Source organism: Microvirga brassicacearum, from assembly GCF_008757455.1.
Taxonomy (GTDB): Bacteria; Pseudomonadota; Alphaproteobacteria; order Rhizobiales; family Beijerinckiaceae; genus Microvirga; species Microvirga brassicacearum.
On record NZ_VCMV01000002.1, the window covers coordinates 33,004 to 46,849 of the forward strand.

The window sequence follows — 13,846 nt, forward strand, 5'->3', positions numbered from 1 at the left end:
CGCGGCATGCTTTGACAGAAGCACATTTCTCTAGTATTTCATAGTAAGAAATGCCGTTACATAGAGTGAAACGCATGGCGAGAGCCGCGCTTGACATCGAGGCGAGAGAAGGCGGAGGCGTCATTGCCGTCGAACGCGCTTTGGCTGTGCTCGACGTATTCACGGTGGGTGACCAGTCGCTAGCGCTGGCGGAACTCGCGCGACGAGTCGCGCTCTCCAAACCGACCGTATTGAGGCTCGCAAAATCACTCGCGCGAAGCGGTTATTTGGTTCGGAACGACGACACCACCTGGCGTCTCGGACCGAAGCTCGCCCGATTGGGAATGCTGTACCAGAGCGGCTTTCAGATCGGTGATTATGTCCAGCCGCTTCTTCGACGCCTTAGCCAGGCGACCGGGGAGAGTGCAGCCTTCTACGTGCGTGAAGCCGACATGCGCGTCTGCCTGTTTCGCGTCGACTCACCGCAATCGATCGGGCACCACGCGCGAACCGGAGACATGCTGCCGCTCAACCGTGGCGCCCCCGGACACGTCCTGCTCGCTTTTGGCGGGCAACAAGGCGATCTCTATGAAAAGATCCGCCAAGACTTCGCCTATGCGACGTATGGCGAGCGCGATCCGGAAGTCAGCAGTCTCGCATGTCCGGTGTTTCGCATCGGCCAGCAACTCGTCGGCGTGCTCGCTGTCACCGGCCCCACGAGCCGGTTCGATGAAGCGGCCGTGGCGCGGCATCTGGAACCGTTGAAAACAATCGCCAATGAACTCACGCGTCAGCTCGGCGGAAAGACCGACAACCAGAATTCGACCCACAGGCCGCCAATCGACGCGCGCAGAGCGCCAGCCTGAGGGCGAATAGCCAGATCGTAATGATCGAGAAGGAGAGGAAACAGTGTTGAAGATTCTAAAAACGCTTTGCATCGGCGCACTTGCTGCGACCGTCACCGCGGGCACGGCTCAGGCTGAATGGCCCAAGGACCGTCCGATCGAAATCATCGTGGCATTCGCGCCGGGCGGGAGCACCGATGTGATGGCGCGCGCCATGCAGCCATATCTCGAGAAGGAGCTTGGCGCGAAGATCGTGATCATCAACAAGCCCGGTGCGTCGGGTGAGATCGCATATACACAGCTCTCGCAAGCAAAGCCGGACGGCTACACGTTCTCTTTCATCAACACGCCCGGCTATCTGTCGATGCAGGTTCAGCGCAAGCTGCGTTACGACCCGAAAAGCATTCAGGCGGTGGCGCGCATCGTTGACGATCCGACCGCCTTCGTCGTTCGCGAAGATGCGCCGTTCAAGTCTCTGAAGGAACTGGTTGCCCATGCCAAGGCCAACCCGAAAGCTGTCTCGGTCGGCAGCTCGGGCGTCGGCACCGACGATCATCTCGCGACGATCCTGCTGGAGCAGGCGGCCGGCGTGTCGCTGACCCACGTGCCGTTTCCAGGAGCAGGCGAGACAAGAACCGCACTTCTCGGCAATCACATCACGGTCGGTGGCTTGAATGTCAGCGAATTCGCGGGTGGTGACACGACGAATATCCGACCCCTCGTGCAATTTAGCGACAAGCGGGCGGCAGAAGCCCCCAATGTTCCGACGGCGCAAGAGCAGGGCTTCGATGTCGTCATGAGCTCCGAGCGCGGCCTTGCAGCCCACCGCGATGTTCCAGCCGATATCCGCACGAAGTTTTCGGACGCGGTGAAGCGCGTCGTCGATGATCCGCAGTTCAAAGAGCAGGCCAAGAAGCTTGCCTTGCCGCTGGCGTATCTGTCGGGCGAAGATTGGGAAAAGCAGATGCCCAAGCGCCTGCAATCCTTCCAGGAAATCTGGAACAAGACACCCTGGGTGCAATGATGGCTGTCCGCTCGACGTTCGGGCGGACCGGTAACCACCCTGACATTCTCGCGGGTCTGGTTTTCATCGTCGTGGGAGCGCTCGGCCTGTGGGCCGGGCGCGACCTGAGGGTGGGAGCGGCGGCAATGATGGGGCCGGGTTACCTTCCGCTGATTATTTCCTCGCTGATCGTTTTTATCGGTCTCATCGTGACCATCATGGGACTCGTGCGCGACAACGAGCGCCTGGACGTCATACGGCTTCGTCCTCTTCTGATCATCCTCGTGGCGGTCGCTGGATTCGCCTATGCGGCAGAATCGCTGGGCTTCATCCTCGCGGCAATCTGGCTGATCGGCGTCGGCAGCATGGCGGATCGCGAGACGCGTCTGCGCGAGGTTGCTGCCTCCATCGTGGTGCTGACGACCTTTGGCATCCTCGTTTTTATTGTGGGACTTGGTGTCCAGATGAAGTTGGGACCGTTCTGATGGAGTTTCTCGATTCCCTCATCCTTGGGTTTAGCACGGCTGCCACCCCGACCAATCTTCTTTTCTGCCTGATGGGTGCTCTGCTTGGGACACTCATCGGCGTGCTCCCGGGCATCGGCCCGACCGCGACCCTCGCAATCCTCCTGCCGATCACGTTCTTCCTGCCGCCCTTGGCCGCGCTGATCATGCTCGCGGGCATTTTCTACGGCGCGCAGTACGGCGGTTCGACGACGGCTATCCTGGTGAATTTGCCTGGCGAGGCATCCTCTGTCGTCACGGCCATCGACGGTTATCAAATGGCAAAGCAGGGCAGGGCAGGGGCGGCTCTCGCCGTCGCGGCTCTGGGATCGTTCTTTGCAGGCACGGTCTCGACGCTCGGGCTTGCCATTGCCGGGCCGGCGCTTGCCACGCTTGCCCTATCGTTCGGTCCTGCCGAGTATTTCTCGCTGACGATTTTTGGCCTGCTCTGCGCAACTGTGCTGGCGAGCGGCTCGGTCATCAAGGCCATTGCGATGATCTGCATCGGCCTGCTTCTCGGAATGGTCGGCACGGACGTCAATAGCGGCTCGGAGCGGCTCACATTCGGTGCAACCGAGCTCTTTGACGGTGTTGAGTTTGTCGTCATCGCCGTTGGCTTGTTCGGAATTGCCGAAATCATCGTCAATCTCGAGACGCCTGAATTGCGTGGTTTGATCGCGGCGAAAATCAGCCGCCTCTGGCCCACCCGCGATGACTTTCGGAGGGCGTGGCCCGCGGTCCTTCGCGGCACCGGGCTTGGAACCTTCCTAGGCATTCTTCCCGGAGGTGGCGCGACGCTCAGCGCGTTCAGCGCCTACACGCTCGAGAAGAAAGTTTCCCGCGACCCGCGCAGGTTCGGCAAAGGCGCAATCGAAGGTGTCGCAGGGCCGGAGGCTGCGAACAATGCCGGTGCTCAATCGTCGTTCATCCCTCTCCTGACGCTCGGAATTCCATCGAACGCGGTCATGGCCATGTTGCTCGGAGCCATGACGATCCACGGCATTACTCCGGGTCCGGCGGTGATTCAAAATCAACCGGAACTCTTCTGGGGTCTGGTCGCCAGCATGTGGATCGGCAACGCCATGTTGCTCGTCATCAATCTGCCCCTCATCGGATTGTGGGTGCGCCTGCTGACGGTGCCGTATCGGCTTCTCTATCCGGCTATTCTCCTGTTCTGCTGTGTCGGCGTCTACAGCGTGAGCAATCGTGCGTTTGACGTTGCGCTGGCTGTCGGCTTTGGCTTTCTGGGTTATCTCTTCCGCAAGGCAAAATGTGAGCCGGGCCCGTTATTGCTCGGATTCGTCCTTGGCCCGCTCCTGGAGACGAACCTGCGACGAGCCCTGTTGATCTCGCAGGGAGATCCGAGCGTCTTCATTCAAAGACCGATCAGCCTTGCGCTCCTCGTCGCGGCACTCGGATTGCTCGTCCTGATGGTCGTGCCAGCCGTCCGCAAAACGCGCGAAGAAGCGTTTGTCGACGAGGAATCGTAAAGCACCCGGCGAATGTTCGGCACGATCGTTATGTCGCTGAGCGCTCAGGCTATGTCGGAGCCCTCAGAAATCACATGCTGGGTCCTGAGGCGGGCGGTTCGATTTTGTTCACGCCAGGCGTCATGAATTCCTCAAGCACTCTGTCCATTGGCGCGGTGGCCTCGTGATGGCGAACGGATGGCATGGGGTCCGCGCGGCGTTGTCGGAAGCCAACTATCGCACCTTCACGATCGGCAACGCCTTTTCGCTTATCGGCACATGGGTTCAGCGGCTTGCCCTCGGCTGGGTCGTATGGGAACTCACGCGATCGGGAGCGTGGCTCGGTGCGGTCGCCTTCGCCGACCTCTTCCCCATGGTCTTCGTCACGCCCTTTGCGGGCGCCCTGGCCGATCGTGTAGACAGGCTTCGGGTCACAAGGATCAGTCAGGCGTTGCTGATGGCTCAGGCTGGCCTGCTGGCCGTTTTCAGCGCGCTCGGCATGCTCTCGCCGGAGTTGATCCTGGCGCTTGCTTTGGTCGGCGGTGTGATAACGGCGTTCAACCAACCGTTCAGGATGGCGCTTCTCCCCAGCCTAGTCGATCGCTCCCACCTCGTCAGTGCCGTGGCGGTCAATTCCATCGTGTTCAATACGGCACGGTTCATCGGACCGGCGATTGCGGGCCTTGCCATTGCGTGGGGAAGTGTAACCCTTGCGTTCGTCCTCAACTTCGTCACCTTTGCGGCCTTCTCGGTGGCCCTCGCGCGAATTCGCCTCGTGAGAATCGAGCAGCTGCCCTCTGCGAATCCCGGTTTGATGAAATCCGTCGTGGAAGGTTGCCGCTATGCCGCCCGACATGCCGGCCTTGGCGCCATGCTTTTGACCTTGGCCGTGATCTCGCTATGCATTCGTCCGGTCCTCGAGCTGATGCCGAGCTACGCCGGCTTGTTCGACTCGGACGCGATGAAATTTGCCGTCATGACCTCCGTCATCGGCCTTGGATCCTTGATCGGCGCAATCCGCTTAAGCCGGTTGAACAACCCTCGCATTCTTGCCAGAATGGCGCTTTCCAACGGCCTGCTCATGGGCGCGGCTCTGCTGGTGGCCGCAGGCACGCAGTACGAATGGCTGGCTCTCGTCGCCCTGCTCGCATTAGGCTACGGCATGGTCGTGAGCGGGATCGCCAATCAAACGGTGATCCAGCTTGTCGTGCCGGATCACCTGCGAGGCCGCGTTCTCTCGCTCCACAGCATGATCTTCCGCGGCGCACCGGCGCTTGGGGCACTTGCAATCGGAGCTGCGTCCGATTTCATGAGCCTGCGCTGGCCGCTCGCAGTTGGGGCAGTCCTGACTTTTGTCTTCAGCGCTCTCGTCTATGGTCGTCGAACGACGGTTTTGAAGAGCCTGGATCTATGATCGGAGATTTGCCAGCATGACCTCGTCCCAGTCACAACTCGATGCCGCTGGTTCCCCGGCCGATCAGAACGCGGCAGCGCCTCCCGCGCCGGCGGCCCGCACGTTGCCTCCGCGACGGCTTCGTCGGATTCTCTCGCTGGACGATTTTGAAACCGCGGCGCGCCGCCACCTCCCGCGCCCGATATTTGGCTACGTGTCCGGTGCTTCGGAAACGAATGCGTCGCTTCGCGATAATCGCGCTGCATTCGCCGAATTCGGCTTCGTTCCGCGCGTGCTCGTCGACGTGTCGCAACGGACGCAGGAGACGACCTTGTTCGGCAAAACCTATGCGGCCCCATTTGGAATCGCTCCGATGGGGATCAGCGCGCTTTCGGCGTATCGCGGCGATATCGTGCTGGCCCGCGCCGCAAGTCACGCGAACATTCCGATGGTGATGAGCGGCTCCTCTCTCATTCGCCTGGAAGAAGTCGCACAAGAGAGCGCGACCGCTTGGTTTCAGGCTTATGTGCCGGGCGAGCCGGAACGCATCCTGGCCCTCGTCGAACGCGTGGAGCGAGCAGGATTCGATACACTCGTCCTGACCGTCGACACCGCCGTATTGGCTAATCGCGAGAACAATGTCCGAAATGGCTTCTCCACACCGCTGCGGCCCAGTCTTCGCCTCGCCTGGGATGGCATCGCGCGACCAAACTGGACCGTAAACACCTTTCTGCGCACGTTATTGAAGCACGGCATGCCACATTTCGAGAATTCCTACGCGACACGAGGAGCGCCGATCATGGCTCGGAACGTCTTGCGGGATTTCGGCGCGAAGGATCACCTCAACTGGAAGCACCTTGAACTTATTCGAAATCGCTGGAAGGGGCGGCTGGTGGTGAAGGGGATTATGGCGAAGGAGGATGCCCGCATTGCTCGCGATGCCGGAGCCGACGGCCTCATCATCTCGAACCATGGCGGACGGCAGCTCGATGGAGCCGTTTCACCGTTGCGCGTGCTGCCGGGGATCGTGGATGCTGTAGCGGGATCGATTCCCGTGATGATGGACGGCGGCATCCGGCGCGGCTCGGATGTGCTGAAGGCCATTGCACTCGGCGCCAAGTTCGTCTTTGTCGGCCGCCCATTTATCTACGCGGCGGCGATTGGCGCCGAGGCCGGGATCAGCCATGCGATCACCATCTTGTCCGATGAGATCAACCGCAACATGGCGCTGCTCGGCATGACCTCGCTCGACGAGCTGCGTCGAGATCGCCTTATCCCGCTCGCCAGGTCGAATGGTCTCGAAGGGGCCTGAACGCCGGCCGCCAACGACTCGGGCGATTGCCGCCCGCGCTTGCTCTGGAAGCTCCTCAGCGGCGGTCGAGTCGAAACTTGTTGTCGTCGCCGCGCGCGAGGGTCATGCGGTATTCGAACCGGTCGGGGCGATAGAAGAGATCCACATAATAGACCGCCCGGTCGCTGTCATAAAAAACGCGGCGTAGCTTCAGAAGCGGGCTGGCGGGCTGGACGCCAAGTCGCTGCGCCGTCACATCGTCCGCGAGGGTGGCGGTGATGGTTTGGTTGACGTTGACGATCATCGTTCCCGAGCGTGTGATCAGGTCGATGAGCGGGACCGTCGCGAGATCGTCCTGGCTGATGGTCCGTCCGATTGTCTCGAGCACGTAGGTGGTGGAAAGCGAGAACGGTGCTCCATCGAGGCTTCGCACGCGAACCGCCCGCTGCACGATCTCGCGCGGTGCGAGCGCCATTTCGGTCGCCACCAGATCCGGCGCCTCCACGAAGCCGAATTCGAAGACCGTGACGGTGGTCTGGCGGCCGATGATCGACAGGTTGGCCATCAGACCCTCAATTCCCGCGACGATCGGCGCACCGCCGACTTGCGGCACCGCGCGGGGCGATACCTGCGTCCCCCGTCCGCGGGCGCGGGCCACCAAGCCCTCATCCGAGAGTTCGTCCAGCGCACGACGTGCGGTGATGCGGCTCACGCGGTAGCGTTCCATCAACTCCGCTTCGCTCGGCAGCGTCTCTCCGACCTGATAGGTGCCGTTCATGATTCCCTCTCGGAGAATCACATAGATGCGATGATAAAGCGGGATCGGCGACCGGTCGGCCCCGAACGGGGTTTCCGCGAGAGCCTGAACTTCCGTCAATTTTGCCGCCGCTCCGCCCTTGCGTGCGTTCGAGGAAGTCATCGCTGGGGTCCTTTGCGGTCGTCCGTCGGCCGGGCATTGGCAGGCGGGCCGGGATGGTCGCTCTCCCCGTATTGGCCGATCTCATGCCTGCGGGGCAAGCGGCCAGTCGCCTGAGGCCACAAGTGCTTTCGTTCCAAGCGGGATAGATGCGCCGTCTCGTCCCGGGCGCGGCCTTCAAACGTCACGCTATAGCATTTAAAACACAGCATTTCGTCGCGAACCACTCCAAAGACCGCTTTACAAGCGTCTAAAGATATATCTTTATGATATTTGAGCCGCCGCACAAGACATTTGCGATCGCGTCTCCGCTTCCAGATGATGGAAGATTGCGCGCAACAGGAGTCCGGATGGATATGAGGGACTTGCCGATCTCCTCTCCATTTCGGATCGCCCAGACGGTCGTTCCTGCGATCGCCCTCGCATTTTCTCCACGCGGCGTAACTTTCGACAACGAGAACGATCAGGGAGATTGACGGTGGAGCTTTCGAACAAGACGGCCCGGGAACTCTTCGAGGACATCAAGGCAAAGCCGGTCCGCCCCCGTTTTGGATTCGGGCGAAAACCGATCCTCATCAACATTGATCTGCAGAAAGCCTACACCAGCGTCGGCGAGTTCGTGAGTTCCTACGAAACCGACCCCCTGCAGCTCGACCATGTGAACCACCTTGCCGATCTCGCGCGCGCCAACGGCATTCCCGTGGTGTGGACCTATGTGGCCTACATGCAATCGGGCGAGGATTGCGGCGTATGGGGCACGCGAACCAACACGCCGGATTCTCTCCAGAACATCAAGGTCGGGTCGCGTCGCGCCGAGTTCGATGATCGGCTGAAGATCGATCCCGTCGGCGACATCATCATCAACAAGCGCATGGCCTCGGCATTTCACGAGACCAACCTGCAATCCCTGATGGTCTGGCACCAATGCGATACCGTGGTTCTGACCGGCGGGTCGACTTCTGGATGCGTGCGCGCCACCGTGGTCGATGCGATCTCCCGGGGCTATCGCGTGATCGTTCCCGAGGAATGCGTCGCGGACAAGCACGAGAGCCCGCATTTTGCCAACCTCTACGACATCGCCATCAAGTATGGCGATGTGGTTCCGGTCGCCGACGTGATCGCCCATTTCCGTTCCTATCAGCGCGCAGCGTGAGGGCGTGATGTCGAACGATCCCGGTCTCTACGATTACATCCCCTACAACCGCCGGCCCAGGATCACGTGGCCGAACGGCGCGAAGATCGCGGTGTGGGTTGCGCCCAATATCGAGTTCTACGAATTCACACCGCCCCCGAACCCGCAGCGCACGCCGTGGGCACGGCCTCTGCCCGACGTGCTGGCTTATTCGCACCGCGACTACGGCAACCGCGTCGGTTGGTGGCGGATGATGGAGGCGATGGATGATGCCGGCTTCCGCGGCTCCGTTTCGCTGAATGTTGCGTTGTGCGACCATCATCCCGAAATCATCGAGGCCTGCGCGAAGCGCGATTGGGAGTTCTTCTCCCATGGCATCTACAACACGCGCTACACCTACGGCATGAGTCCCGATCAGGAACGGGCGATCATCGAGGACTCGATCGAGACGATCCGCAAATGGACCGGGCAGAAGCTCTCCGGCTGGCTTGCGCCGGCCTTGTCCAACAACACCTGGACGATGGATCTGCTCGCCGAATACGGCGTCGATTATACCTGCGATCTCTTTCACGACGATCAGCCGATGCCCGTGAACGTGAAGTCGGGCCGTCTCATCAGCATGCCTTACTCGCTCGAGATGAACGACGTGATCGTCTACAACACGAACCTCTATTCGCCGCGCCATTATGGCGAAGCGATCAAGCGCCAGTTCGACCAGCTGCGGGAGGAGGGCGAAACGTCCGGCACGGTGATGTGCATTCCGCTTCATCCCTATCTCGTCGGGCAGCCGCACCGCATCGATCCCTTCGCGGAGGCGCTGCGATACATCGCGCAGCATGACGACGTCTGGCTCGCAACAGGCCGCGAGATCGCCGAGCATTTCTACGCACATTCCTATGATCCGATGGTCAAGGCCATCGAAGCCGTCCGAGCCTGAGGGAGAAACACATCATGCCTCTCGCCGACGACTACCTGAAATACCCGGCCCGCCGCCACGGCATGGATCATGACCGCTACCAGTGGTCGCACCTCTTCGATCGCAAGAAGGTGGTGTGGCCGAACGGAGCCAGGATCGCCCTGTGGGTGATGCCGGCGCTGCAATGGTTCCCGATCGACATGACGGGCAAGCCGTTCCGCGCGCCCGGCGGGCTCACCATGCCGTTCCCCGATTACCGGCATTACACGAACCGCGATTACGGCAACCGCGTCGGCATCTATCGCATCCTGAAAGTGTTGAGGGATCGCGGCCTGCCGGCCTCGATCGCGGTCAACGGCATCATTGCGGAGCGCTATCCGCTGCTTCTCAAGGACCTTGTTGAAGCGGGGCACGAGATCGTCGGGCACGGCCTCGACATGGAACACGTCCATCACAGCGGGTTGTCGGACGCGGCGGAGGAAGACCTCGTGTCGCGCACCCTCGCGCTTCTGCGCGACGCCTCGGGACAGGCCGTTACCGGTTGGCTCTCGCCCGGTCGCGCGCAATCCCACGCGACGCCCGACATCCTGTCGCGGAATGGCGTCACTTACGCGTGCGACTGGGCGAACGACGATCTGCCCTACGAGATGAAAACTTCCGGCAATCCGATTTTCGCAATGCCGCACGCTTTCGAGACGGATGACCGCACGGTCATGATGGACTTTCACCACAGCGAGGATTCCTGGGCGCAGCAGGTCAAGGATCGCTTCGATGTGCTCTATCGCGAGACGGATCGTTACGGCGGTCGAGTCATGAGCATTCCGCTTCACGCGTGGGTCTCGGGCGTTCCTTACCGCGTCGGATATCTGCGTGAAGTGCTGGATTACATTCTTGGGCACGAGGGCGTGTGGACCGCAACGGGCGCGGATATTCTCATGGCCTTCCGTGCGCAGGCTTGAATCCCCCGGTCAGGTATGAAAGGCGCCACGATGGCACGTGAAGAGAGCGCAAGGACCGGCACCGCTCGCAAGGCGATGTTCGACAAGATCTGGGATCGCCACGTGATCGTTGCGCGCGACCAAGGTCCGTCTCTGATCTATATCGACCGCGACATCATTCACGAAGGCTCCTTCCACGCATTTGCCGACATGAAGCGTCGCGGCCTCACCGTGCGCAAGCCACGCCAGATGTTCGGCACGCCGGACCATTATGTTCCAACCTCCGGGCGCAGCATCGGCGACGCGGCGACGCCCGAAATCGCGCGGATGATCAGCCAGTTCGACAAAAACATGCAATGGGGCGGCATCCGCAATTTCGGCCTTCGCGATCCGCGCCAGGGCATCGTGCACGTCGTCGGGCCGGAGCAGGGGATCACGTTGCCGGGCCTCACCATCGTCTGCAGCGACAGCCACACCTCGACTCATGGGGCGCTCGGCGCCATCGCATTCGGCATCGGACAATCCGAGAATGCGCATGTGATGGCGACGCAGACCTTGTGGCAGGCGCGCCCCAGGACGATGCGCATCACCATTGACGGTACGCTCGCGAAGGGCGTGCATTCCAAGGATGTGATTCTCGCCATCATCGGAAAGATCGGCGCAGGCGGCGCCGGTGGCCACGCGATCGAATATGCCGGACAGGCGATCCGCGCCATGTCGATCGAGCAGCGGCTGACGATCTGCAACATGTCGATCGAGGCGGCGGCGCGCTGCGGCATGGTCGCGCCGGACGACACGACGTTCGAGTATCTGCATGGCCGCCCCTTTGCGCCCTCCGAAGCTGACTGGGACGACGCCGTTGCGTATTGGCGGACGCTGCCGAGCGAGGCCGATGCGGTCTTCGACAGTGAGGTCGAGCTCGATGGCGGCGCGATCGAGCCGATGGTGACCTGGGGAACCAGCCCGCAGGATACGCTGCCGATCACCGGGTTTGTGCCTGATCCGGCGGCGCAGACCGATGCGGCGCATCGGGAGATGGTTGCGGCGGCCTTGCGTTACATGGGTCTCGAGCCCGGCACGGCGCTTGCTGACGTTCCGATTGATCGTGTTTTCATCGGCTCCTGCACCAACAGCCGCCTTGAGGACCTGCGCGCCGCGGCCGCTGTCCTGAAGGGGCGCAAGGCTGTCGTGCCGGCGATGGTGGTGCCCGGATCGACGGGCGTGAAGCTTGCAGCCGAGGCCGAGGGGATCGACAGGATTTTCCGCGATGCCGGTTTCGAATGGCGCGAATCGGGCTGCTCCATGTGCGCCGCCATGAACGGCGATTTCGTGAAGCCGCAGGAACGCTGCGCATCGACCTCGAACCGAAATTTCGTCGGCCGGCAGGGTCCCGGCGCGCGCACCCATCTCATGAGCCCTGCCATGGCCGCCGCCGCGGCCGTGACCGGCAGGCTCACCGATGTCCGCCGGATGATGAGCTGACGGGAGACGCATGATGCAGGCTTTCATCAAGGAAACGGCTTTGGCGGCGCCGATTCCCGGACGCAATGTCGACACAGATCAAATCATCCCTGCGCGCTTCCTGAAAGCGGACCGCTCTGCGGGATATGGCCCGTTCCTGTTCCACGATTTGCGCTTTACGCCGGATGGCACCGAGCGCGAGGACTTCGTTCTCAACCAGGAGCCTCACCGGCAGGCGCGCATCCTCGTGACGGACGAGAATTTCGGCTGCGGGTCGTCGCGCGAAGGCGCCGTTTATGCATTGTGCGACTACGGCATCAAGGCGTTGATCGGGCCGAGTTTCGGCGACATTTTCTATAACAACGCGCTCAAGAACGGTCTCATTCCGGTGCGGCTTCCGGAGGAGGTCGTAGCAGGGCTTCGTCGCGAACTTCTGACCGGGCCCGAACGCGGCATTACCATCGATCTCGAGGCCGAGCGCGTGACCTTTCCGGACGGAACCGAGCATGCGCTCGCCATCGACCCGTTCTGGCGCGAATGCATCATGAAAGGAGTCGACGAGGTCGAGCTGACGCTTGGCTACATGCCCCAAATCCGCGACTTCGAAGATCGGTATCTCTCAGAAATGAGATGGATCAACAGGTGAGGCCAGCTCACCGATTCTGGCCGTTATACGCAGCGGCTCAACTTCAAGCAGGACCTTTCAGTTCAGGGAAAAACGAGCAATGTCACATAACGATTCGAAATCTTTCACGCTTAGCCGCCGCAATCTTCTGAAAGCGGGCGCCGCGACTGCATTTGCCGGTACGATCGCTGCTCCGACGGTGCTGCGCGCCCAGGCAGCGACGATCAAGGTCGGCGTACTGGAGCCGCTGACGGGCAACCTTGCCTATAACGGCACGCAGGCACGCGCCGGCGCCCAGTTCGCCATCGACGCCATCAACGCCGCGGGCGGTATCAAGAGCATGGGCGGCGCCAAGCTGGAAGCCGTGGTGGCGGACGCGCAGTCGCGACCGGATGTTGCGGCCGCTGCCGTCGACACGCTCGCTCAGGCCGGCGTCGTCGCCTTTATCGGCTGTCAGGCAAGCGCGCTCGGCCTTGCAAGTTCGCAGGCGGCTGCCCGCTACAATCTCGCTCAGGTCTTCGATGTAGGCACCGCCGAGCAGGTCGTCGAGCGCGGACTCAAGAACGTCTTCCGCTTCACGCCTGGTGTGAACAAATGCACCTCGACCGCGCTCGATAATCTCAAGCTTCTCAACCAGAATGCCGGAAACGTCGTGAAGACCGCGGCCATCGTCTACGAGGACGGGCCGTTCGGCTCCAACATGGCAAAGCTCCTGAACGAGAGACTGCCGCAGATCGGCATTCAGGTGGTGGAGAGCATCGGCCACCCGACGCCCCAGCGCGACTTCACCAACATCGTGCTGCGCCTGAAGGCGGCGAAGCCCGACATGATCATCCCGTCGAACTACATCAACGAGTACACGCTCTTCGCGATGGGCCTGCGTCAGCAGCGGCTCGAGGCGAAGGCGATCTACTCGATCCTCGGCGGCGCGGCATCGAACATCAAGTTTGTCCGCGAACATAACGAAGCCGCGCAATATGTGATGGATTGCAACCATTGGTACGATCCCCGCAAGCCGGAATCGCAGGCGCTGGCCAAGACGGCGGCAGCCGCGAAGCTCGATATGACCTACGACATCATGGTGGCCTATGCGTGCATTCAGCTCATCGCGGATTCGCTTGAGCGGTCGGCCTCCAACGACCGCGAGAAGATGATCGAGGCGCTGTCCACGTCGACCTATAGCGGATCGATCATGCCATACGGCCCGACCAAGTTCGTCAATGGCAACAATGAAGCGGCGCAGCCGGTGAACACGCAGATCCGCGGCGAAAAGATCGAGCTGGTCTTCCCGAAGGAATATGCAACGGCCGAAGCCGTATTCCCGATCCCGGCGCGCGGCTGAGCGGCGCCCGTCCGTTAATCCTACGGGCGCGTT

General features: G+C 61.5%; 13 protein-coding genes. 12 read left to right on the forward strand and 1 reads right to left on the reverse strand.

The genetic code is table 11. The features are described 5' to 3' along the window. Positions 1-74 precede the first annotated feature (74 nt). From FEZ63_RS00725 to FEZ63_RS00750, 6 genes are all read left to right on the forward strand, one after another. A complete protein-coding gene (locus FEZ63_RS00725) occupies positions 75-845 on the forward strand; it encodes an IclR family transcriptional regulator (protein ID WP_150941725.1) in 771 nt (256 codons plus the stop codon). Positions 846-888: 43 nt separating this feature from the next. Further along, entirely contained in the window at positions 889-1,848 is a 960-nt protein-coding gene (locus FEZ63_RS00730; protein WP_150941726.1) for a tripartite tricarboxylate transporter substrate binding protein, read from the forward strand. Then, a complete protein-coding gene (locus tag FEZ63_RS00735; protein WP_244622581.1) occupies positions 1,845-2,312 on the forward strand; it encodes a tripartite tricarboxylate transporter TctB family protein in 468 nt (155 codons plus the stop codon). The genes FEZ63_RS00730 and FEZ63_RS00735 overlap by 4 nt, the downstream gene beginning before the upstream one ends. Further along, positions 2,312-3,820 carry a tripartite tricarboxylate transporter permease gene (locus tag FEZ63_RS00740; RefSeq protein ID WP_150941727.1) on the forward strand — a complete coding sequence of 503 codons (1,509 nt, stop codon included), beginning with the start codon at positions 2,312-2,314 and terminating at the stop codon, positions 3,818-3,820. Before FEZ63_RS00735 ends, FEZ63_RS00740 begins: the two co-directional genes overlap by 1 nt. 166 nt (positions 3,821-3,986) lie before the next feature. After that, positions 3,987-5,213, forward strand: coding sequence for an MFS transporter (locus FEZ63_RS00745; RefSeq protein WP_150941728.1), 1,227 nt, complete (start codon positions 3,987-3,989; stop codon positions 5,211-5,213). A gap of 16 nt (positions 5,214-5,229) precedes the next feature. After that, a complete protein-coding gene (locus FEZ63_RS00750) occupies positions 5,230-6,504 on the forward strand; it encodes an alpha-hydroxy acid oxidase (protein WP_150941729.1) in 1,275 nt (424 codons plus the stop codon). Between the two features lie 55 nt (positions 6,505-6,559). On the opposite strand, the gene FEZ63_RS00755 is transcribed toward FEZ63_RS00750, so the two are convergent. After that, positions 6,560-7,402 (reverse strand): GntR family transcriptional regulator, encoded by an 843-nt coding sequence (locus FEZ63_RS00755; protein WP_150941730.1) that lies wholly within the window; start codon positions 7,400-7,402, stop codon positions 6,560-6,562. Positions 7,403-7,877: 475 nt separating this feature from the next. Between FEZ63_RS00755 and FEZ63_RS00760 the strand changes: the two genes are divergently transcribed. The 6 genes from FEZ63_RS00760 (at position 7,878) to FEZ63_RS00785 (ending at position 13,813) form a co-directional block, all read left to right on the forward strand. Next, on the forward strand, positions 7,878-8,552 hold the full coding sequence (locus FEZ63_RS00760; protein ID WP_150941731.1) for an isochorismatase family protein: 675 nt from the start codon (positions 7,878-7,880) through the stop codon (positions 8,550-8,552). 7 nt (positions 8,553-8,559) lie between these two features. After that, on the forward strand, positions 8,560-9,468 hold the full coding sequence (locus tag FEZ63_RS00765; RefSeq protein WP_150941732.1) for a polysaccharide deacetylase family protein: 909 nt from the start codon (positions 8,560-8,562) through the stop codon (positions 9,466-9,468). A 14-nt stretch (positions 9,469-9,482) separates the two neighbouring features. Then, positions 9,483-10,406 (forward strand): polysaccharide deacetylase family protein, encoded by a 924-nt coding sequence (locus FEZ63_RS00770; RefSeq protein WP_150941733.1) that lies wholly within the window; start codon positions 9,483-9,485, stop codon positions 10,404-10,406. Positions 10,407-10,436: 30 nt separating this feature from the next. Further along, positions 10,437-11,867 carry a 3-isopropylmalate dehydratase large subunit gene (gene leuC, locus FEZ63_RS00775; protein ID WP_150941734.1) on the forward strand — a complete coding sequence of 477 codons (1,431 nt, stop codon included), beginning with the start codon at positions 10,437-10,439 and terminating at the stop codon, positions 11,865-11,867. A 10-nt stretch (positions 11,868-11,877) separates the two neighbouring features. Beyond that, positions 11,878-12,492 carry a 3-isopropylmalate dehydratase small subunit gene (gene leuD / locus FEZ63_RS00780; RefSeq protein ID WP_201274052.1) on the forward strand — a complete coding sequence of 205 codons (615 nt, stop codon included), beginning with the start codon at positions 11,878-11,880 and terminating at the stop codon, positions 12,490-12,492. A 79-nt stretch (positions 12,493-12,571) separates the two neighbouring features. Then, positions 12,572-13,813, forward strand: coding sequence for an ABC transporter substrate-binding protein (locus FEZ63_RS00785; RefSeq protein WP_150941735.1), 1,242 nt, complete (start codon positions 12,572-12,574; stop codon positions 13,811-13,813). Positions 13,814-13,846 lie beyond the last annotated feature (33 nt).